At 71.7% G+C, this 20,929-nt stretch carries 16 protein-coding genes; 8 read left to right on the forward strand and 8 right to left on the reverse strand.

The features are described 5' to 3' along the window. Window positions 1-54: 54 nt before the first annotated feature. The 3 genes from ACIRB1_RS31310 to ACIRB1_RS31320 all read right to left on the reverse strand — a co-directional run bounded on the left by ACIRB1_RS31310 (window position 55) and on the right by ACIRB1_RS31320 (window position 4,067). Window positions 55-1,779, reverse strand: a complete 1,725-nt coding sequence (locus tag ACIRB1_RS31310) for an LCP family protein (protein ID WP_352184919.1) — start codon at window positions 1,777-1,779, stop codon at window positions 55-57. A gap of 207 nt (window positions 1,780-1,986) precedes the next feature. Further along, the gene (locus ACIRB1_RS31315) at window positions 1,987-3,180 is read right to left on the reverse strand and encodes an LCP family protein (RefSeq protein ID WP_352184931.1); all 1,194 of its coding nucleotides are present in this window, start codon (window positions 3,178-3,180) and stop codon (window positions 1,987-1,989) included. 143 nt (window positions 3,181-3,323) lie between these two features. Next, window positions 3,324-4,067, reverse strand: a complete 744-nt coding sequence (locus ACIRB1_RS31320) for a TIGR03089 family protein (protein WP_352184920.1) — start codon at window positions 4,065-4,067, stop codon at window positions 3,324-3,326. A gap of 138 nt (window positions 4,068-4,205) precedes the next feature. On the opposite strand from ACIRB1_RS31320, the gene ACIRB1_RS31325 reads away from it, so the two are divergent. Next, the gene (locus ACIRB1_RS31325; protein WP_403467744.1) at window positions 4,206-5,552 is read left to right on the forward strand and encodes a peptidoglycan recognition protein; all 1,347 of its coding nucleotides are present in this window, start codon (window positions 4,206-4,208) and stop codon (window positions 5,550-5,552) included. 110 nt (window positions 5,553-5,662) lie between these two features. Further along, on the forward strand, window positions 5,663-6,745 hold the full coding sequence (locus tag ACIRB1_RS31330; protein WP_352184922.1) for an NDP-sugar synthase: 1,083 nt from the start codon (window positions 5,663-5,665) through the stop codon (window positions 6,743-6,745). A gap of 695 nt (window positions 6,746-7,440) precedes the next feature. Here the strand turns inward: ACIRB1_RS31330 and ACIRB1_RS31335 are convergent. The 4 genes from ACIRB1_RS31335 to ACIRB1_RS31350 form a co-directional block, all read right to left on the reverse strand. Continuing rightward, window positions 7,441-8,442, reverse strand: a complete 1,002-nt coding sequence (locus ACIRB1_RS31335) for a DNA-3-methyladenine glycosylase 2 family protein (protein WP_352186056.1) — start codon at window positions 8,440-8,442, stop codon at window positions 7,441-7,443. Between the two features lie 217 nt (window positions 8,443-8,659). Then, complete coding sequence (locus ACIRB1_RS31340) at window positions 8,660-9,976, reverse strand: coenzyme F420-0:L-glutamate ligase (protein ID WP_403467745.1); 1,317 nt, start codon at window positions 9,974-9,976, stop codon at window positions 8,660-8,662. Then, window positions 9,973-10,932, reverse strand: a complete 960-nt coding sequence (gene cofD / locus ACIRB1_RS31345; protein ID WP_403467746.1) for a 2-phospho-L-lactate transferase — start codon at window positions 10,930-10,932, stop codon at window positions 9,973-9,975. Before cofD ends, ACIRB1_RS31340 begins: the two co-directional genes overlap by 4 nt. Window positions 10,933-10,987: 55 nt before the next feature. Continuing rightward, window positions 10,988-11,497 (reverse strand): cysteine dioxygenase, encoded by a 510-nt coding sequence (locus ACIRB1_RS31350; protein ID WP_403467747.1) that lies wholly within the window; start codon window positions 11,495-11,497, stop codon window positions 10,988-10,990. 610 nt (window positions 11,498-12,107) lie between these two features. Between ACIRB1_RS31350 and ACIRB1_RS31355 the strand changes: the two genes are divergently transcribed. The 3 genes from ACIRB1_RS31355 to ACIRB1_RS31365 all read left to right on the forward strand — a co-directional run bounded on the left by ACIRB1_RS31355 (window position 12,108) and on the right by ACIRB1_RS31365 (window position 17,758). Next, window positions 12,108-12,371, forward strand: a complete 264-nt coding sequence (locus tag ACIRB1_RS31355) for a WhiB family transcriptional regulator (RefSeq protein WP_003975777.1) — start codon at window positions 12,108-12,110, stop codon at window positions 12,369-12,371. A 186-nt stretch (window positions 12,372-12,557) separates the two neighbouring features. Then, window positions 12,558-16,274, forward strand: coding sequence for a glycosyltransferase (locus tag ACIRB1_RS31360; protein WP_403467748.1), 3,717 nt, complete (start codon window positions 12,558-12,560; stop codon window positions 16,272-16,274). Further along, window positions 16,271-17,758: a DUF5719 family protein gene (locus ACIRB1_RS31365; RefSeq protein WP_403467749.1), complete on the forward strand. Its 1,488-nt coding sequence runs from the start codon at window positions 16,271-16,273 to the stop codon at window positions 17,756-17,758. The genes ACIRB1_RS31360 and ACIRB1_RS31365 overlap by 4 nt, the downstream gene beginning before the upstream one ends. A 28-nt stretch (window positions 17,759-17,786) precedes the next feature. On the opposite strand, the gene ACIRB1_RS31370 is transcribed toward ACIRB1_RS31365, so the two are convergent. Further along, window positions 17,787-18,236 (reverse strand): metallopeptidase family protein, encoded by a 450-nt coding sequence (locus tag ACIRB1_RS31370; protein ID WP_352186057.1) that lies wholly within the window; start codon window positions 18,234-18,236, stop codon window positions 17,787-17,789. 330 nt (window positions 18,237-18,566) lie between these two features. On the opposite strand from ACIRB1_RS31370, the gene ACIRB1_RS31375 reads away from it, so the two are divergent. From ACIRB1_RS31375 to ACIRB1_RS31385, 3 genes are all read left to right on the forward strand, one after another. Continuing rightward, window positions 18,567-18,947 carry a DUF3499 domain-containing protein gene (locus tag ACIRB1_RS31375; RefSeq protein ID WP_329554580.1) on the forward strand — a complete coding sequence of 127 codons (381 nt, stop codon included), beginning with the start codon at window positions 18,567-18,569 and terminating at the stop codon, window positions 18,945-18,947. Between the two features lie 238 nt (window positions 18,948-19,185). After that, window positions 19,186-20,550: a phosphomannomutase/phosphoglucomutase gene (locus tag ACIRB1_RS31380; RefSeq protein WP_352186051.1), complete on the forward strand. Its 1,365-nt coding sequence runs from the start codon at window positions 19,186-19,188 to the stop codon at window positions 20,548-20,550. Between the two features lie 201 nt (window positions 20,551-20,751). Further along, window positions 20,752-20,922 carry a Trm112 family protein gene (locus ACIRB1_RS31385; RefSeq protein WP_019072213.1) on the forward strand — a complete coding sequence of 57 codons (171 nt, stop codon included), beginning with the start codon at window positions 20,752-20,754 and terminating at the stop codon, window positions 20,920-20,922. The last annotated feature ends 7 nt before the right edge of the window (window positions 20,923-20,929 follow it).

The raw sequence follows: 20,929 nt of genomic DNA on the forward strand, positions 1-20,929 counted from the left end.
ACACACGGGTCCGCCCCGCGTCCTGTTAGACGCGGAACGGACCCGTGTGGTCACTTACTTGGCGCACTCAACCTTGTCCGCCGTGGACTTCTGTACCCCCTCCGGCGTCGAACCCGCGGTCGAGGTGAGGGGGACGCCGGCTCCCTTGAAGTCCTTGCCCAGGGTCAGCGTCATCGCCGGCAGCCCCTGGGAGTTCTGCACACTCTTGCCCGGCTTCATCGCGGACCCCGAGAGACCCATGATGTCGGCGAGCCTGCGAGCCTGGTCCGCCTGGTCGGGCGCGTACTCAAGGGTCGTCTTCGCGAGCACCGCCGGAGCGTTGCCCGCGTTCTCGGACTTGAGCACGCCCTCATCATTCTGCAGCCACGTGAGAGTTTCCTGTGCGCTGCCGGCGTCGGCCCCTCCGTTGAGGATCCGCACCCGCACCGCGGAGGCGGCGGACTTGGTGCCCTTGAGGCGGGCGGCCACGGCGGCCTTCTCCTTCGCGGCCTGCTGCTTGACGGCGGTGAACGAGGTGTCGCTCTTGATCAGCGAGAAGACCTGCGGGGCGGTCGAGTTGTTGAGGACGACCGTCACCGGGGTCTTCTCCGCCGGGTTGTCGACGACCGGCACGGTGGTGAAGGTCAGGTTCTTCGGGTTGAGCTTGCCCAGCTCCAGACCGAGGTCCTTCAGCTTGCCGATGGAGTCGAGGTTGTCGTCGACGGTCAGCGCCTTGGTGCCGGTCTCCGCCAGCTTCAGCATCTTCGCGGGATTGGTGAGCGTGGAGTTGGACTTCAGCTTCCGCATCAGCGCGCTCAGGAACTGCTGCTGGAGCGTGATCCGGCTCAGGTCGCCGCCGAAGCCGACCGAGTGCCGGGTGCGCACGAACGCCAGTGCCTGCTCGCCGGAGATGTTGTGCGTGCCCTTGGACAGCTTCAGGTGCGAGTCGGAGTCGTCGATGTCCTTGGCCAGACAGACCTCGACGCCGCCGACCGCGTCCGTGAGCGTCTTCACTGCGTTGAAGTCGGCCACCATGAAGTCGTCGGGCTGGATGCCGGTCAGCTCGGTGACCGTCCGCAGTGTGCAGCTCGGCGTCCGGCCGTCCTGTCCGAGGCTCGTGTTGAAGCGGACGCTCGTCGTCCCCGGGATGACCTTCGACGAGCCGTCCGACTGGGTCGTAGGACAGTCCGGGACGTCGGTGATCAGGTCGCGGGGGATGCTGAGCGCCGTCGCGTTGGAGCGGTCCTTGGAGACGTGCAGCAGGATCGTGGTGTCCGCGTGGCCGACGCTGCCGGCGTCGCCGTAGCCCTCGTTGCCCGCGCCGGTGCGCTTGTCGGTGCCGATCACCAGCAGGTTGATGGCCTTGCCCTTGCTGAAGCCACCGGTGCTCGCGCCGTCGTCGGAGACGGCCGTGATGTTGTCGTTGAGGTGCTTGATGTAGAGGTAGCCGGCCGCGGAGACGGCGACCAGCACGAAGGCCAGCCCGCCGCCGGTCCACATCAGGACCTTCTTGCCCTTGGCCTTCTTCACCGGGCGGCGACCGCGCCGGGCCGGTGGCTCCTCGGGCGCGCCCCGCCGTCTGCGCGGCGGCGGCACCTCGCGCCCCGGACTCTTCGGGACCGTCTCCCGCTCCGGCGCCGCCACACTGCGGTTCTGCGCAGTGGCTCTACGGGGCCCCGGCACCGCTGACTGCGGTGTGGAAGGAGTCAGTCGCAGTTCGTATTCACCAGTGTTCGGATTGAGTACCCACTGGTCTGCGGGGTCGATGTTGTCCGCCCGCCCACGGCCTTGCGCGTCCACGGTTTACCGAATCCTCCGTCGGGGCCACGCGGCGCCTTCCCCCTCCAGGCGCTCGGGTCTCGTACAACCGGTGCGCAAGCACACCGGGGCGCTCACACTATCCGTCCAGTTGAGCGGCAAGTGACTGCGGTGACAAATTCCACGTCCCTACAACCGGTCAATCCGTCCTATTTTTCGGAACAAAAGTTCGTCGAGCCGGTGATCGCCTTACCCGCAGGTGTCCTCGGCGGCGGTGTTCCCGCGGAACGTCGGCGCGGGCGTGGCCCCCGAACCCGGCGCCGTAATACGGGCGTTTGCGGCGGAATCCCGCGGACCCTCCGACGGGTCCGCACGCGTCACCGCGACGGCCCGGTCCGCCCGCAGCAGGGCGAACAGCTTTTCGGCCTCGGGTTCCACGAGCTGGTCGCGATTGGCGTTGTAGACGTACGACTCCCGGGGAACGGTGAGGAACCGCACATGTTCGGTGGGGATGTTCCGCACGCCGCGCACCAGTTCGTACAGACCGCGCAGAGACGCCAGCCCCGGATCGGTCGTCAGCGACGACGTCGCCGCGTCCAGCACGGGATACAGCTTCGCCGGATTGAACAGCACGTCGTCGCTCCGCACCTTGTTGACGAGCGCGCCCAGGAACCCCTGCTGACGGTCCATCCGATCGGTGTCACTGCCGTTCCCGAGCGACTTCCGCGCCCGCACGTACCCGAGCGCCTGCTCGCCGTCGAGCGTCACCCGCCCGGCAGGCAGCTTCAACCGGGCCGCCTTGTCCCGGACCGGCCTCTTGAGGCAGACCTGCACCCCGTCGACGGCGTCGACCATGTCCTTGAACCCATGGAAGTCCACCACCATGTGATGGTCGATCCGCACGTTCGTCAGCTTCTCCACGGTCCGGATCGTGCATCCCGAACCCCCCACCTGGAACGCGTAGTTGAACATCGCGAACATCGGCTCGGTCCGCGTCCCGTCCGGCCGCAGACACCCCGGTACGTCCACCATCAGGTCCCGCGGCAACGACACGGCGGTGGCGCTGCGCCGGTCGGCCGCCAGATGCAACAGGATCGTCGTGTCCGACCGCTCGGTCCCCGAGTCCCGCCCGTACTCCGCGTTCCCGTCCCCTGACCGCGAGTCGGACCCGATCAGCAGGATGTTCTGCGCGCCCTTCACCAGGGCGGTGGGCCGCTCCTTCTCGTACCGGGCGAGCTCGGCGGCGGCGGCGTTGTCGGCCGTGATGTTCGAGTCGAGCTTCGCGTAGAGCCCCCAGCCGACCCCGGCGGCCCCCACCAGCAGCACGGCGACCCCGCCCGCGCCCCACCGCACCCATCGGCGCCGCCGCCGCCGGATGAGCCCCGCCCCGGACGCGGAGGCCCCCGCACCCGGCCCGAGAACGCCTCCTGCGGTGTCGTCCAACACGTGCGGTTCCACCCCTCATGGTCGTAAGAGCGTGTGGTCCTGCGTGTGCCTCTGCGTGTGGTTCTGCTCTTACGACCATGGCGTGGATGGGGTGGGGAGGCGGCCGTTGCTGACCCGTTCGGGTGACCCCCGCCGCCCCCTCAGAGGCGCGAGACGGTCACCCGCTCACTCTCGACCCGCTTGGCCAGGACCCCTTCGCCCGCCTGATCGAGATTCCGGCACAACACCACGGACCCCCCGGAGGCGAGCGGCCCGAACAGCCCCGCGCTCAACCCCTCCCACGAGTCGTACGGCAGCCCCGACAGCACCCGGCCCCCCGCATCGGCACCTTCGTCGGCGAGAGCCCGCTCGACCACCTCCGCCCCCGTGAGCTCCCGCCCACCGACGGCCAACGCCGGCTCCCCGGGGTCCACCGGCGAGAACGGCACAAACCGGTCCCCCTGCCCCGGCACCTCGACGGCGTAGTCCACGAACCCGGCCGGAGTCTGCGGAAACCTCCCCCCGAGCGGCCGCAACGCCAGCGCGACCCGCTCCCCGCCACAGGCCCGAGCCGCCTCCAACGACTCCGGCCCGCTCACCACCACGTCGGCGACGCCGGGGTCGCCCCCCACGTCGGCGACAACCCCCACGGACGAACACGCCAGCAGCCACACCGCCGTCTGCCAGTGCGCCGGCAACAACAAGGAGACCCGGTCACCGGGCCCCGCCCCGAGATCCCCTTGAAGGAGGTTCGCGGTCTTGGCCACCCAATTGGCGAAGGTGGCCACGGACAATTCGACCCGTTCTCCCGTGGCGTCGTCGTAGAAGGTCACCAGGGGGCGGCCGGGGTCCGCGGCGAGCGCGGAACGCAGCAGGTCGGCAGGGGTGCGATCGATGGCGTTCACCCGCGCAAGCGTACGGGGGCGCCGGTCGGCGTCCACTCCCGCACCGGACGCCGGACCACCGGTTCGGACGAACCGCAGCCGACGGTCCGTCAATTCCCGGATGGACAGATATGTATGACTATGTCCAGGATCAGGGGCATGCGTGGATTCCTTGCTTCCTCGATCGGCGTCACCTGCGCGGCCACACTGGCCCTCCCGCTCACCCTGCCCGCGTCCGCGGCACCGTCCGCGGCACAGGCACCGGCCCCCGCGACGCAGTCGACGAGCGGCGCGAGATCCGCGGCGACGACCGGCGACCGGGCCCTCCCCGCCCTCCCCGGCAGCACCCAGTCACTGCCCCTCGCCCCCCGCGTCGGCGACCGCACCTTCGGCGCCGCCCCCGAACAGGGCCTGACCCGCGGCGATGTGCACCGCTTCTCCCTCGTCGGCGTCATCTGGGACGACCCCGACACCGAACTGCGCGGCAGCGTCCAGGTCCGCACCCGGTCCACCGCCACCGGCGCCTGGTCCGGCTGGCAGGACGTCGACACCCACAACGACGACCACGGCGCCGACCCCGGCACGCCCGAACGCACCTCCGGCCACGTCCACGGCTCCACCGCCCCGCTGTGGGTGGGCGACTCGGACGGAGTGGACGTACGCGTAAGAGCGGACAGGGCGGCGACACGGACCGTAGGGAAGACGGACGAACAACCGTCTCCACTCCCCGCCGGCCTGCACCTGGAACTGGTCGACCCGGGCGCCGCGGAACCCCCGCCCGCGGGCGCGCCGACGACCACGAACCGAGTCGCGGCCCCCCGAACCGCCACCGAACTCCCGGCCCTCACCAAGCAGGCCACCGAACGCGAACTGGTCGGCCTGGGCCGCAAGGCGGAGCCGTACATCGGGCCGCGCCCGCGCATCGTCACCCGGCACGGCTGGGGCGCCGACGAGGAGCTGCGGGAGCAGGGGTTCGTGTACACGAAGCAGGTCAAGGCGGCTTTCGTGCACCACACCGCCACGGGCAACAACTACCGCTGCTCGCAAGCGCCTTCCGTCATTCGCGGTATCTACCGCTACCACGTCGAGAGCAGCGGCTGGCGTGACATCGGCTACAACTTCCTCATCGACAAGTGCGGAACCATCTACGAGGGCCGGGCCGGGGGAGTGGCGAAGGCCGTCCTGGGCGCCCACACCCTCGGTTTCAACACCAACAGCACGGGGATCGCGGTCCTCGGAACCTTCGGCAGCACCAAACCGTCCTCGGCGGCGGTGACCGCCATCGCCCGTCTCACCGCATGGAAGCTCGGACTCTACGGCGGCAATCCGCGCGGCAAGACATACCTGAAGTCCGGTGGTGGCAATCTCTACCGAAAAGGAAAGAACGTACGACTCAATGTGATCTCCGGCCATCGGGACGGGTTCGCCACGGACTGCCCAGGAAGGCAGCTCTACGGCAAGCTCGGCTCGGCCCGCTCCACATCGGCCCGGTACCAGGGCCGCTGACCGGGGCAGGGGGTGCCGGGGAAGGGTCTGCGGGACAGGTGCACGGTCCGCATACACTGGCCGGCCGAAAAAACAGTTCGGCCGGTCCCGGCAGGAAGCAGAGACGACAGGTGACAGAAGCGATCCTCCTGGTCGGCGGCAAGGGCACCCGGTTGCGCCCGCTCACGGTGCACACCCCCAAGCCGATGGTCAGGGCGGCGGGGGTGCCGTTCCTCACGCATCAGCTGGCGCGAGCGAGAGCGGCGGGCGTCGACCACATCGTCCTGGCCACTTCCTATCTGGCGGAGGTGTTCGAACCGCACTTCGGTGACGGTTCGTCCCTGGGCCTCCACATCGAGTACGTCACGGAGGACGAGCCCCTCGGCACGGGCGGCGCCATCCGCAACGTCGCCTCGCGGCTCCACTCCGGCCCCGAGGACCCGGTCCTGATCTTCAACGGCGACATCCTCACCGGCCTGAACATCCGAGCCCTGGTCGACACCCACGAGACGACGGGCGCGGACGTCTCCCTCCACCTCACGAAGGTCACGGACCCGCGCGCGTACGGCCTGGTCCCCACGGACGGGACGGGCCGCGTCCTGGCCTTCCTTGAGAAGCCCCAGACCCCCGAGGAGATCGTCACCGACCAGATCAACGCGGGCGCGTACGTCTTCCGCCGCTCGGTCATCGACACGATCCCGACGGGCCGCCCGGTCTCGGTGGAACGCGAGACCTTCCCCGACCTGCTCTCGGCAGGAGCCCACCTCCAGGGCCTGGTGGACTCGACGTACTGGCTGGACCTCGGCACCCCGGCGGCCTTCGTCCGAGGCTCCGCGGACCTGGTCCTCGGCCGAGCCCCGTCCCCCGCGATCCCGGGCCGCTGCGGAGACCGCCTGGTCCTCCCCACCGCCCGCGTCGCCCCCGACGCCAAACTGACAGGCGGCACGGTGGTCGGCGAGGGCGCGTTCGTCGCCGAGGGCGCGAGAGTCTTCGGCTCGACCATCCTCCCCGGCGCGATCATCGAACCCGGCGCGGTCATCACCGACTCCCTCATCGGCACCCGAGCCCGCGTCGGCGAACGCTCCGTCCTCACCGGCACGGTGATCGGCGACGGCGCGATCATCGGCGCCGACAACGAACTCCGCGACGGAATGCGGGTCTGGTGCGATGCGCGGATTCCGGCGGGGGCGGTGCGGTTCTCTTCTGATCAGTGAGGGGGTGCCGGGGCGGGGGCCGGGGGAGGCTGCCGGGCGTAGTGGGCTGGGTGGACCGGGGCGGTAGTGCGGCGCTTGTTGGCGTGCCGGGTGGGGCGGCGGTGCGGTTCTTTGCCGGGAGCGGTGGGGTGCCGATGGCCCTTTCCTGCGTGCCGGGACGGTAGCGCGGTGCTTCTTTGCGTGCCGGGTCGAGTAGCCGTGCGGTTCTTGGCCTGAGGGGTCGGGTGCCGGGGCGCTTTCCCGTGTGCCGGGCCGGTGGCGTTGCACTTCGTGCCGTGCCGGGTCGGGGTGGCCGTGGGTTTCTGCGTTTGCCGAGTCGGTGGTGCGCTTCTTGGCCACCGACTCGGGCGCCGGTGCACACCTTGGCGTTGCGGGTCGGGCGCCGGTGCACTCGTTGGCGTTCCGGGCGGGCTCCGCTGCGCTCCTTGGCGTACCGGGTCGGCAGGTCGTGTGTTTCCAGGTCCATCGAGTCGGGCGTCGGTGTACTTCCAGGCCCACCGAGTCGGTAGTACGGCACTTCTTGGCCAACCCAATCGGGTGGTGGGTGGGCACAGGCCTGGGGGTCTGGGGGCGGAGCCCCCAGGGACGGTGACCGGAGCCCCGGCAACCAAAGCCCCCGGTAACCGAAGCCCACCCCCGCCGACCGAGACCCCGGGCAACCAACGCCCCCGGAACCTCACGACGCCCCCGGAATTTCACAACGCCCCGATGTCACCCCGAGGCATCTTCGGCGCCCGCCTCGCCGGCGTACGCCCGCTCAACAAGATCAACCGCGCCGCCCGATGCCGCTGCCCCGCATACGGCTCCAGCAACGACAACATCACCGAGTCATCCGCGTCCCGGTCCCCGGCCAACGCCCACCCCACGATCCCCGGCAGATGCAGATCCCCCACGGTCACCGCATCCGCCGCCCCATGACTCCGCTGCACGGTCTCCGCGGACGTCCACACCCCCACCCCCGGCACGACCTCCAGCCGAGCCCGCGCATCCTCCGCGGACATCGCCCCCGCCTGCTCCAGCCGCGCAGCGACCCGTACGGCCCGCAGAATCGTGGACGCCCGTTTGTCGTCGACCCCGGCCCGATGCCACTCCCAGGACGGAATCAGCGCCCACGCCCGCGGCGCCGGCATCACCCACATCCGCCCGTTCACGGGCCCGGGCGCCGGCACCCCGAACTTCCGTACGAGCAACCGCCAGGCCCGATACGCCTCGTCGGTGGTCACCTTCTGCTCCAGCACCGACGGAATCAACGACTCCAGCACCAGCCCGGTCCGCGTCAGCCGCAACCCCGGCCGCCGATGCCGAGTGACCGCCAGCAGCCGGTGCCGTGGCACGAACGCGTCAGGATCATCGGCGGCGCCCAGCATCTCCGGCAACCGTTCCAACAGCCACTTCGCCCCCGGCCCCCAGGCCTCCCCGCGCACCGCACCCCCGTGCGCGGACACCCGCAGGGTCCCCGGCCCGACCGGCGTGAGACTGGCCCGCCAGACGGCCCCGTCCGCCGTAGCCCGAAACGTGGGGTCCCCGGGCCCCCGCCGCAACGGCCCCAGCACCAGCCCGAGATCAAGCACCCCGTCAGGCACCCACTCCCGAACCAGCCCGCCTTCGGCACCTTGCCGAGGCACACCCGCGGGCACGACAACTTCCCCACCCCGCACAGTCGTACGAGTGGGCCCAGGGGAAAAACGTCCGGCCACAGTGATCTTCCAGTGGTGATGCGAGCTACCTGAAGGGTGCCAGGAGCCTAGAGGCAAGAGGCCCTTCAGGGGGCGGGGACTGTGTCACTCATGCGGCGCCGGGGCTGTGTCCTCATGCGGCGCCACGCGGGGCTGCGTCACTCATGCACCTCCGCCGCGCGGGCGCGACCAGCCCCTCCCACCCGCACTCGCATACGACGTCCCCCACACCGGCGATTCACCGCACCTCAATGAACGCCCCCGCATCCCGCTCGCCCCGAGCCGCAGGCGAAGCGGCCGGATGCCCCACAGCCACCGCCCCCATCGGATCCCACTCCGGCGGCAAGCCCAACACCTCCCGCACGACATCCCGGCAGAACATCGTCGAGGACACCCACGCCGACCCCAACCGCTCCCCGGCCAGCGCCACGAGGAAGTTCTGCACCCCCGCCCCGGCGGCCACCACGAACATCTCCCGCTCCGCCCCGTCCCGCCGCGCGTCCCCATACGTGTGCGACCCGTCCATGACGAGACACGGCACCACGAGATACGGCGCCCCGCGCAGCACGTCCCCCCGCCGCACCCGCTTCACGATGGACTCCTCGGACTTCCCGTCCCGCCGCAGATCCGCGATCCACGCGTCCCGCATCGCATCGAGCAACGAGGTCCGGGACTCGGCCGACTCCAGCAGCACGAACCGCCACGGCGTCGTGTGATGCGGCGCCGGCGCGGTCACGGCGGCGGCGACAGCCCGTCGTACGGCACCGGGGTCGACGGGCTCATCGGTGAAGGCCCGCACCGTACGGCGCTGGGTCACCGCCTCCCGTACCGCCTCCGACGTCCCGAGCCGGAACATGTCGTCCCGCCCGCCCCGCACCATGGCCCGCGCCCCGACCCCGTCGTCCTCGGCGGCCACGACATGCGGCAGCCCTCGCACCACGGCGACGGGCAGCCCCGCGGCCTTGCCCTTGACGAGGTCACCGGCGGCGGCGAGTTCGTCGGCCGTGGCCACGACGGTCGCGCTGAGCGGATTGCCGTAGGCATCCGTGCCCCCGCGCAGATCGTCCAGCACGCGCACCCCGGCGGCGCCGATCGCGACGTCCGTGAGCCCCGTGCGCCAGGGTCGTCCGAAGGTGTCGGTGACCACGACGCCGATGGTGACGCCGAGCGCGTCCCGCAGCCCGTCGCGGATCGCGCGCGCGGACGCGTCCGGGTCCTCGGGCAGCAACAGCACGGTCCCGGCAGGGGTGTTGGAGGCGTCGACACCGGCGGCGGCCATGATCAGCCCCTGCCGGTTCTCCACGATCCGCAGGGTCCCGCGCCGCGCCACGACCCGTACGGTCTCGGCGTCGATCGCGGCCTCCCGGTCGGCCGCCTCGACGATCCGCCCCTCCGCCTTGGACACGATCTTCGAGGTGACCAGCAGCACGTCCCCGTCGATGAGCCCGGGCTCGGCCGCCGCGATCAGCTTGGCCAGGTCGTCCCCGGCCACCACCTCGGGCATCCCGGGCACGGCCCACACCCGGTACCCCTCCACCGGCGCCGCCTCGCTCATGCCGCCCGCACCTCCTCCGCCAGCGCCAGCGCCTCCCGCGCCATCAGCGCGGTCGCCTCGGTGTCGGTCATCATCAGCGGCACGGCCCGGCAGCGGATACCGGCCGCCTCGACGTCCGGTACGGCGGCGGCGTCCACGGTGTCGACGAGCCAGCCGTCGAGCAGCCCCGAGCCGTAGTGCTCGGCGACCGCCGTGGCCGTGGACTCGACGCCCACCGCGGCGAGCACCTTGTCGGCCATCCCGCGCACGGGCGCGTCCCCGACGATGGGGGAGAGGCCGACCACGGGCACCCCGGCCTCGGCGATCGCCTCCCTGATGCCGGGCACCGCGAGGATGGTGCCCACGGAGACGACCGGGTTGGACGGCGGGAAGAGGATGACGTCCGCCTCCGCGATCGCCTCCAGGACCCCGGGCGCGGGCTTGGCCTGCTCGGCCCCGACCGGCACGACGGCCTCGGCGGCGACCGACGCGCGCAGCCGGACCCAGTACTCCTGGAAGTGGATCACCTTGCGCTCGCCGTCCACCTCGACGGCGACATGCGTCTCGACGCGGTCGTCCGTCATGGGGATCAGCCGCACCCCGGGCTTCCACCGGTCGCACAGCGCCTCGGTGACCGCGCTGAGCGGGAAGCCGGCGCCGATCATCTGGGTCCGCACGATGTGCGTGGCGAAGTCCCGGTCGCCGAGCCCGAACCATTCCGGCCCGACGCCGTACGCCCCGAGCTCCTCCTTGAGGTGGAAGGTCTCGTCGGCCCGGCCCCAGCCCTGCTCCTCGTTGATACCGCCGCCGAGCGTGTACATCACCGTGTCGAGGTCCGGGCAGACCTTCAGCCCGAAGAGGTGGATGTCGTCCCCCGTGTTGCCGATCACCGTGATGTCCGCGTCCGGCACGGCCTGCTTGAGACCGCGCAGGAACCGGGCACCACCGATACCGCCTGCCAGAACCACAATGCGCATGCGGACAAGTCTCGCAGGCGGGTCCGACAACGCGGCAGGCAGTCGCCGCATCGGGTCAGGCGGTCACGGCGTCCACCGGTTCGGACCCGGCGCGCGCCGCGCACGCCGTGTGCATCGGCATCTCGGTCAGGCCGGGGAAGTAGACGTGCAGGCTTATGGCCGGTTCGAGGGTGTCGTTGACGACCTCGTGGACGTACCCCGGCGCGAACACCCGCTGCGCGCCCGCCCCCAACGCGCGCGTGCCCCGCTCGGTGCGCTCGGTCAGCGTGCCGTCCAGGACGGTCAGCACACCGGAGGAGGGGCCGTGGTCGTGCAGTCCGCTGCCCTGTCCGGGCACCCAGGACAGCAGCCACACCTCGTAGCCGGGTCCGGTGCTCAGCCGGTGGTACCAGCGGGTCGTCGCGTCGTACTCGACGAGGTGTTCCCACTGGGCGCGGTCGGCGGCGACGGAGCGCGCCAGGCCGACGAACTCGGCCACGGTGGCCGGGTGTTCGCGCGGCGGCTGGAGGAGGTGCGGGACTTCGAGGATGTCGCCGGCGATCTGGAGGTCGCTGTCGCTGTTCATGGGGGTGCGGTGGTTCCTCGGCGTAAGTGAGCAACGGCGGGGGCTGGGTGTCACCAATGAAGAGAGCAGGCAGGGCCGGAGCGCGTGGGCTCAACAGCCGGAACAGCAACAACAGCTACAGCGAGCGTGGGCAGCACCGAGGGACCCGGCTGAGCGGGTCGTGGTGAGTGCCGAGTTCGCGAGCATGCCCACAAGGACAGCGGTTCACACCCGCAGTGTCAACTCGACGCCCGGGATGTGGGACAGGGTTCACCCCATCCGGTCCATCTCCGCGCTGAAAGGTTTGTTCAGGCTCCTACCGGGACACATGGCGCACAACCGGGCGCACACACCCCAGTGGAACGAGATCGAACTCCTGGGCGTCCTCCCCCGTACAGGCTCCATCTCGGGGTAGGCGGTGCTCGGGGGGTCTCCTCTGCCTGTCAAGGTTTATGCCGATTTGAACACTTTCCGCTAGGCCTTGGTTCCGCAGAGTGAATAAGGGACCCAATAGCAGATCTCGGCTTGACTCGCCCGGAGCAGCACACTTGTAATTTCACTCGTGTCGTTTAGCCGACATCGGTAACGGCGGCCACATCACGGGGACGCGAAAGACGGACGAGGGGCGCACATGACCGAGCTGGTGCAGCAACTGCTGGTCGACGACGCGGACGAGGAACTCGGCTGGCAGGAGCGCGCGCTGTGCGCCCAGACCGACCCCGAGTCCTTCTTCCCCGAGAAGGGCGGCTCCACCCGCGAGGCCAAGAAGGTCTGCCTCGCCTGTGAGGTCCGCTCCGAATGCCTCGAGTACGCCCTCGCCAACGACGAACGCTTCGGTATCTGGGGCGGTCTCTCCGAGCGGGAGCGCCGCCGGCTCAAGAAGGCCGCCGTCTGAAGCGGGACGGCGCACCTCGGGACATACCTCGGGACGTACCGAACGGCCCGTCGCAGCTGGGTTATCCACAGGCGGCGGGCCGTCGTCATGCCCAGCCGATAGTGTGGGCGCTCGTCCGAGACGTACCGCTGTCCCCTCGGGACGCGGGCGTCCACCGCAGTCCATCGAACCGGGGCCCGTACCTCGATGTCCGTGCACAGCCACACGGCAGGCCAACACGACGCTGCCACTCCTGAGTTCCCGCGTCACGTGGTGACCGCGGTGCTCGTCTCCCACGACGGCGCCCGCTGGCTGCCCGACGCGCTCGCCGGGCTGCTCGGCCAGGAGCGCCCCGTGCAGAGCGTCATGGCCGCCGACACCGGCAGCGCCGACGAGTCCGCCCAGCTGGTCACCGACGCCCTCGGCGCCGACCGCGTGCTCCACCTCGCCCGGCGCACCGGCTTCGGCCAGGCCGTCGAGGAGGCCAACCGCACGTCGCCCCTGCTGACCCCGGACGAGCTGCCGTACCTCAAGCGCCCCAGCGGCTGGGACCCCGTCACGCGCACATGGCGCGACGACGCCTACGACCTGCCCGAGCTCCCGTACGGCGAACCCGTCCAGTGGCTCTGGCTGCTGCACGACGACTCCGCACCGGAACCCGACGCCCTGGCCCAGCTGTTGCGAGTCGTGGACCAGGAGTACGAACTGGGCCGCGAGGACGTCGCCGTCGTAGGCCCCAAGCTGCGCGGCTGGTACGACCGGCGGCAGCTGCTGGAGGTCGGCGTCACCATCGCCCACTCCGGCCGCCGCTGGACCGGCCTCGACCGCCGCGAACAGGACCAGGGCCAGCACGACCACGTACGGCCCGTGCTGTCCGTGTCCACCGCCGGCATGCTGATCCGGCGCGACATCTTCGACGAACTCGGCGGCTTCGACCGCCGGCTGCCCCTGATGCGTGACGACGTCGACCTGTGCTGGCGCGCCACCGCCGCCGGCCACCGCGTCCTGGTCGCCCCCGAGGCGGTCGTACGGCACGCCGAGGCGGCCTCCCGCGAGCGCCGCGCGGTCGACTGCGCGGGCCGCACCGTCGCCTCCCCGCACAAGGTCGACAAGGCCGGCGCGGTCTACACCCTGCTCGTCAACAGCCGTACGGCCGTGCTGCCCTGGGTCCTCTTCAGGGTCGTCATCGGCACACTGCTGCGGACCGTCGCCAACCTCGTCGGCAAGGTCCCCGGACAGGCCCTCGACGAGATCCGCGGCCTCCTGGGCACCCTGCTGCGCCCCGAGCGAATCCTCGCCGGACGGCGCAGGCGCGCCGGAGCCCAGATCGACAAGGCCGAACTGAGGCCCCTGTTCCCGCCGCCCGGCGCGACCGTCCGCGCCACCTTCGAACAGGTCGCCGGAAGCTTCGCCGACACCTCCGACCCCGAGATCACCTCCGGAGCCGGCCGGCACGGCGGCGCCGTCGAGTCGGGACCCGGCGGCGACGACGCGGACTTCCTGGAGATCGAGCAGTTCGCGCGCGTGAAGCGCATCGCCCGCAAGCCCGGCCCGGTGCTCTTCCTGGTGCTGCTGCTCGTCTCGCTCGTCGCCTGCCGCGACCTGCTCGGCGGCGGCGCCCTCACCGGCGGCGCGCTGCTGCCCGCCCCGGGCGACTCCAGCGAGCTGTGGTCCCGCTTCCTCGACTCCTGGCACCCGGTCGGCGCCGGCGGCACCCCGTCCGCGCCGCCGTACCTCGCGCTCGTCGCGATGCTCTCCTCGCTGCTCTTCGGCTCCACCGGCGTCGCGGTCACGGTCCTGCTGGTCGCCTCGGTCCCGCTGGCCGGGTTCACCGCCTACTTCGCGTCCCGCCCGCTCGTCGAGTCGCGGCTCCTGCGCGCGTGGGCGGCCGTCGTCTACGCCTTCCTGCCCGCCGCCACCGGCGCCCTCGCGGGCGGCCGCATCGGCACCGCCGTCCTCGCCGTGCTGCTCCCGCTGACGGCCCGCGCGGGCATCGCGGCCAGCGGCCTCACGCACTCCTCCGGAGCCCGCGGCAGCTGGCGCGCCACCTGGGCGTACGCCCTGCTCCTGACGGTCACCACCGCCTTCACGCCGATCATCTGGCCCATCACGCTCCTCCTGGGCGTCGCCCTGCTGGCCGTGCGCCGCGGCGACCTCGTCGGCTACGCCCCGCGCTTCCTGGCCCAGTTCGGCACCCCGCTGCTGGTCCTGGCGCCCTGGTCGCTGACCCTGCTCCCGTTCGGCTTCTTCCAGCAGGCCGGCATCGAGTTCGGCTCGGGGTCCGCGTCGCCCCTCGACCTGCTCGGCGCCAGCCCGGGCGGCCCCGGCACGGTCAGCGGCCTGATGCTCGTGGGCATCGTCCTGGCCGCCCTCGCCGCCCTGCTGCGCAGCGAGCGCCAGTTCGGCATCCGGACGGCCTGGGGCGTCGCCCTGGTGGGCCTCGTCTTCGCCGTCCTGTCCAACAGCTCCACCTGGGCCGGCCCCGCGACCCTCGTCTACGGCCTCGCTCTCCTCGCCGCCGCCGCGCTCGGCGCCGACGGGGCACGCGCGCGTGTCGCCGAGCAGAGCTTCGGCTGGCGCCAGCCGGTGGCCGTGCTGATCGCCTTCGCCTCGGCGGCGGGCCCGCTGCTCATCGCCGCCGGCTGGATGATCCGCGGCGCCGACGGCCCCCTGGAGCGCCACGACCCGACCCAGGTGCCCGCGTTCGTCGCCGAGGAGAGCGGCACCCGGGACCAGGCCCGCACGCTGGTCCTCGACAGCGACTCCGCCGCGCACGTCGGCTATGTGCTGGTGCGCGGCTCCGGCGCCCGCATGGGAGACGGCGAGTTCGCCGCCGCCGACGGCGAGAACACCAAGCTGGACAAGGTCGTCGCCAACCTCGTCGCCGGCTCCGGCGCCGACCAGGCCGACGAACTCGGCGGCTTCGCCGTGCGCTACGTCCTCGTCCACAAGGGCGCGCCCCGCGAGATCAGCCGCGTCCTGGACGCCACCCCCGGCCTCAGCAGGCTCAGCCAGGCCGACGGCAGCGCCCTGTGGCGGGTGAACGCGCAGGTCTCCCGCGCGGCGATCGTCGCCGGGTCCGCCGCCCCCAAGCCCGTCGCCGCCGGACCCGTCGACATCCACACCACCATCCCGTCCGGCACGACCGGCCGCGTGCTGCGCCTGGCCGACTCCGCCGCCGCGGGCTGGACGGCCACCCTGGACGGCAAGCCGCTCACCCGCACCACGGTCGACGGCTGGGCCCAGGGTTTCCAACTCCCCGACTCCGGCGGCAGACTGGACGTCACCTACGACGACCCGATCGGGCACACCGCCTGGCTGTGGGCCCAGGGCGCGCTCGCCCTCGTCCTAGTCGTGCTGGCCCTCCCGGGCCGCCGCCGTGACGTCGACGACGACCTCCCCGAGGAGGAGCTGATCCCCGCCCAGGCCGTCGCCGGCGAGGGCCGCAGGGCCCGCCGCCTGCGCGCCCAGGCCGAGGCCGATGCCGACTCCACCGACCGGACCGACGACCCCGCGGACACCGGGCAGTTCGACGCGTTCGCCGCGGGCGCCACACCTCCTCCGGAGGAGGAGGCCGTCGCCGCGATCCCGCAGCAGCAGTCCTACGGCGAGTGGGACGCGGCGAGCTACGCGGGCGCCGAGTACGGCACCTACGGCGGCGAGCAGTACCAGGCCGACCAGCAGCAGTACCCGGCGGGCGGCTACGACCAGTCGTACCAGGCGGACCCCTACCAGGGCGGTCAGTACGACCCGTACGCCTACGGCGAGCAGCCCCCGGCCCCGGCCTACGACCCGACGTACGACCAGGGTTACGACCAGAACCAGGGCTACGACCCGACCTACGACCCGGCGTACGACCCGAACTACAACCCTGACCAGCAGCATCCGCACGGCAGTGAGCGCCCCGACGGGAGCCAGCAGTGAACCGCCCCGCCCTCTCCCTCCTCGCCGGCGTGGTCGCGCTCGCCGCCGTCACCGGGTTCGCCGAGATGAAGGCACCGGCCGCGTCCGGCGCCGCCACCTCCACGTCGGCCGCCGTGCTGCCCGTGGAGCGCACCAGCCTGCTCTGCCCGGCGCCGAGCACCTCCGACCTCGCCGACACGTCGTACACGTCCTTCACGCCCGTCACCGAGGGCACGGACAGCAGCGGCAAGGCCGGGCTCCAGTCCGTCACCGAGGAGTCGGGCGACGGCACGAGCAGCAAGAAGAAGCCCGCCAAGCCCGTCCTGGAGCCCAAGGCCCCCGGCACCCCGGCCACCGGCGACAGCTCGGGCGCCGACGCGCCCGCCCTGCTCGGCACCGCCGAGGGCAAGTACGCGCCCGGCTGGACCGTCCAGGAGACCACCGAGGTCGCCGCGGGCAACGGCCGCGGCCTCCAGGGCGTCAACTGCACCGCCCCGGACACCGAGTTCTGGTTCCCGGGCGCCGCCACCGCCGCGGGCCGCACCGACTACGTGCACCTCACCAACCCGGACGACTCCGCCGCCGTCGTCGACATCCAGCTCTACGGCAAGGACGGCGACCTCAAGTCGACGGTGGGGGAGGGCATCACGGTCGAGCCGCACGCCAGCGAGCCGATCCTGCTGTCCACGCTCACCGACGACCAGGAGACCGACCTGACGGTGCACGTGAGCGTGCGCAGCGGCCGGGTCGGCGCGTCCGTGCAGGCCCTCGACTCCAAGCTCGGCGGCGACTGGCTGGCCGCCGCCACCGACCCGGCGGGCAGCCTGGTCATGCCGGGCATCCCGAAGGACGCCACCTCCGTGCGCCTGATCGCCTTCACACCGGGCGACTCGGACGCCGACCTGAAGGTGCGGCTGTCCTCACCCACGGGGATGATCACGCCGGCCGGACACGAGACCGTGCACGTCAAGGCGGGCATGACGACCGCCGTCGACCTCGGCGACGTCACACGCGGCGACCCGGGCTCCCTGGTCCTGACCCCGACCGACCAGTCCGTGCCGGTCGTCGCCGCCCTGAAGGTCGTACGCGGCAAGGGCGGCAAGCAGGAGACGGCGTTCATCCCGGCGACGAGCCCGGTCGGCAAGCGCGCCACGTCCGCCGACAACAGCGCCAAGGGCTCCACGCTGTCCCTGGTCGCCCCCACCCGCACCGCCACGGTCAAGGTCACCGCGTCCGCGGGCAGCGGCGGCGGTACGCCCGTCTCGAAGACGTACACGATCAAGGCCGGCACCACCGAGGACGTCGAACTCCCGGTCCCCGCGGGCCTGAAGGGCACCTACGCCCTGACCCTCGAACCGCAGTCGGGCGGCCCGGTGTACGCGGCCCGCACGCTGTCGGCGACCGAGGAGGGCGTACCGGGCTTCACGATCCAGACGCTCCCCGACGACCGGGGGACGGTGTCGGTACCCCGGACGGACGAGGACCTGTCGGTGCTCCAGAAGTAGCGGCACGGAGCACACGCGCGTGGGGAGGCTAGTCCTCCCCGTAGCGCGGATCGACCGTCTCCGGGGTGAGCCCCAGCAGTTCGGCGACCTGCTCCACGACGATCTCGTGGACGAGGGCGGCCCGTTCGTCGCGCCCCTTGGTGCGGATCTCGACCGGGCGCCGGTAGATCACCACGCGCGCGGGCTGCCCCTCACGGGCGGCGATCGTGCCCCCCAGGGGCACCGACTCGTCGTTCCAGCCCTCGCCGGGGCCACCCAGTCGAGGGACTTCCAGGACCAAGAAATCGATGTCGGCCAACTGCGGCCAGCGTCGCTCCAGGCGCTCCACGGAGTCCTGCACCAGATCGGCGAACGCCTCGGCCCGGCTCGCGGCGAGCGGGACCTGCGGCGGTGCGATCGGGCCGCGCATGCCCCGGCCGTGACGATCGCGGCGGCGGGGCCCGGGTCCGGCGGCGGAGGGCGGTACGGGGGTGTCCATCACCGGTGAAGCGTAGTCCCCGCCGGGTCCGCCCGCCCGCCTCCACCCGCCGTCGGACGCTCTGTGGGGCATGTCGCCGGATGACCATTCCAGCCAAGGTTGGGCTCGATTCCGTATGTCTCCGAGACCGTCGCTCTCAAGGCAATTGACGGTGTTTGTGCCGAGTGATGACCGGGTCCGGCCCCGTCCGAGATCCCGAGAGGTGGAGTCCGCGCAGGTCAGGGGCGTGTTGCCGGTGGGGTGTGTGGGGCGTCTCACAGCCCGACACGGTGGGGTGACCTGGGGGAGAGTCGTCGCGGCCCGCTCAAGAGTGCGGTACCGTCCAACGTCGTGAGCCCTGTACGTCGCTGTTCGCGCACCGCTTGCGGCCGCCCCGCCGTCGCGACGCTGACGTACGTCTACGCCGACTCGACCGCGGTCCTCGGCCCGCTCGCCACCTACGCCGAACCCCACTGCTACGACCTGTGCGCCGAGCACTCCGAGCGCCTCACCGCGCCCCGTGGCTGGGAAGTCGTCCGCCTCCTCGACAGCTCCGCTCCGGCGCGCCCGAGCGGTGACGACCTGGAGGCGCTCGCCAACGCCGTCCGCGAGGCGGCCCGCCCCCAGGAGCGCGCGGCCGAGGCCGGCGGCGGAGGCGGCGCCCGCACGGCGGACCCCATGGAGGTCGCCCGCCGCGGCCACCTGCGGGTCCTGCGCTCCCCGGACAACTGACCGCGCCGGTCCGCGAGTTCGTTCAACGATCCCTTCGTTCACGTCGTTTCAGCGAGGCGTTCGTTCAACGACGCCGATGATCAGCGAGGCGTTCGTTCAACGATTCCCCACCCAACTCGCCGACGCCGCCGCCTCGATCGCAGGTAAGAGTCTGTGGACGGCTCGGTTACCGCACGTCGTGATGTGGGTGCCGACGGGTAGTTTGGGGCGACCGATGGAACTTTCTGGAGGGTTGGCCGTGTCTGCTGATCTGTCACAGCTCGTGAAGGCGTACGACGTACGGGGCGTCGTCCCGGACCAGTGGGACGAGTCGTTGGCCGAGCTGTTCGGAGCGGCCTTCGTCCAGGTGACCGGCGCGAGCGCGATCGTGACCGGACATGACATGCGGCCCTCGTCCCCGGGCCTGTCCGCGGCCTTCGCGCGCGGGGCGGCGGCGCGCGGCGTCGACGTGACCGAGATCGGCCTGTGCTCGACGGACCAGCTGTACTACGCGTCGGGCGCGTTCGACCTCCCGGGCGCCATGTTCACGGCCTCGCACAACCCCGCGAAGTACAACGGCATCAAGATGTGCCGGGCGGGAGCGGCCCCCGTGGGCCAGGACACCGGCCTCGCGGAGATCCGCCAACTCGTCGAGTCCTGGCTGGACTCGGACGCCCCGGAGGTCTCAGGGCCGACGGGAACGATCACCCGGCGGGACACGTTGGAGGACTACGCGGCGCACCTCCGCGGCCTCGTCGACCTGACCTCGATCCGCCCCCTGAAGGTCGTCGTCGACGCGGGCAACGGCATGGGCGGTCACACCGTCCCGACCGTCTTCGCCGGCCTGCCGCTCACCCTGGTCCCGATGTACTTCGAGCTGGACGGCACGTTCCCGAACCACGAGGCCAACCCGCTCGACCCGGCCAACATCGTCGACCTCCAGGCGCGCGTCCGCGAGGAGGGCGCCGACCTCGGCATCGCCTTCGACGGCGACGCGGACCGCTGCTTCGTCGTCGACGAGCACGGCGACCCGGTCTCCCCGTCCGCGATCACCGCCCTGGTGGCCTCCCGCGAGCTGGCGAGGAACGGCGGCACGGGCGTGATCATCCACAATCTGATCACCTCCTGGTCGGTCCCCGAGGTCGTCAAGGAGAACGGCGGCACACCGGTCCGCACGCGCGTGGGCCACTCCTTCATCAAGGCCGAGATGGCGAAGGCCGGCGCGATCTTCGGCGGCGAGCACTCCGCGCACTACTACTTCAAGGACTTCTGGAACGCCGACACGGGCATGCTGGCCGCCCTCCACGTCCTCGCCGCGCTCGGCGGCCAGGACGGCCCGCTCTCCGCCCTCGTGGCCCAGTACGACCGCTACGTCGGCTCCGGCGAGATCAACTCCACGGTCGACGACCAGCAGGCCCGCCTCGCCGCGATCCGCGGCGTCTACGGAAACCAGTCCGACCTCACCCTCGACGACCTCGACGGCCTCACCGTCTCCTCCGCCGACTGGTGGTTCAACGTCCGCCCGTCCAACACGGAACCCCTGCTCCGGCTCAACGCGGAGGCACGGGACGAGGCGACGATGACGAAGGTGCGGGATGAGGTGCTGGGGATCATCAGGGGGTGATCGCGGACGGCAGGTCCCTAGGCGCCGGTCGATGTCCCAGCCCGTCCGGCGCCTGAGGACGAGACCGTCCAGGCCGAAGGGGCCCGAGGGGCGCGCCCCCAGAGCCCGGCTGCCCCAACCCCCGCGCTCACTCACCACCGGCGGTAACCTGACCAGGCACATCCGCACGCCGTCGTAGACACTCGCCCTCGGAGGGAACCCATGCCGCTCGAAGCCGGCCTCCTGGAGATCCTGGCCTGCCCGGCCTGCCACGCCCCCCTCAAGGAGCAGGACACCGAGCTGATCTGCACCGGCGAGGACTGCGGCCTGGCCTACCCCGTCCGGGACGGCATCCCCGTCCTCCTCGTCGACGAGGCCCGCCACCCCGCGTAACCGACGA

The organism is Streptomyces sp. NPDC096013 (assembly GCF_044763565.1).
Taxonomy (GTDB): domain Bacteria; phylum Actinomycetota; class Actinomycetes; order Streptomycetales; family Streptomycetaceae; genus Streptomyces.

Coding starts and splice junctions, on each gene's coding strand:
- ACIRB1_RS31325 (WP_403467744.1), top strand. CDS start 4,206: ATGCGTGGATTCCTTGCTTCCTCGATCGGCGTCACCTGCGCGGCCACA.
- ACIRB1_RS31340 (WP_403467745.1), bottom strand. CDS start 9,976: ATGAGCGAGGCGGCGCCGGTGGAGGGGTACCGGGTGTGGGCCGTGCCC.
- cofD (WP_403467746.1), bottom strand. CDS start 10,932: ATGCGCATTGTGGTTCTGGCAGGCGGTATCGGTGGTGCCCGGTTCCTG.
- ACIRB1_RS31350 (WP_403467747.1), bottom strand. CDS start 11,497: ATGAACAGCGACAGCGACCTCCAGATCGCCGGCGACATCCTCGAAGTC.
- ACIRB1_RS31355 (WP_003975777.1), top strand. CDS start 12,108: ATGACCGAGCTGGTGCAGCAACTGCTGGTCGACGACGCGGACGAGGAA.
- ACIRB1_RS31360 (WP_403467748.1), top strand. CDS start 12,558: ATGTCCGTGCACAGCCACACGGCAGGCCAACACGACGCTGCCACTCCT.
- ACIRB1_RS31370 (WP_352186057.1), bottom strand. CDS start 18,236: ATGGACACCCCCGTACCGCCCTCCGCCGCCGGACCCGGGCCCCGCCGC.
- ACIRB1_RS31385 (WP_019072213.1), top strand. CDS start 20,752: ATGCCGCTCGAAGCCGGCCTCCTGGAGATCCTGGCCTGCCCGGCCTGC.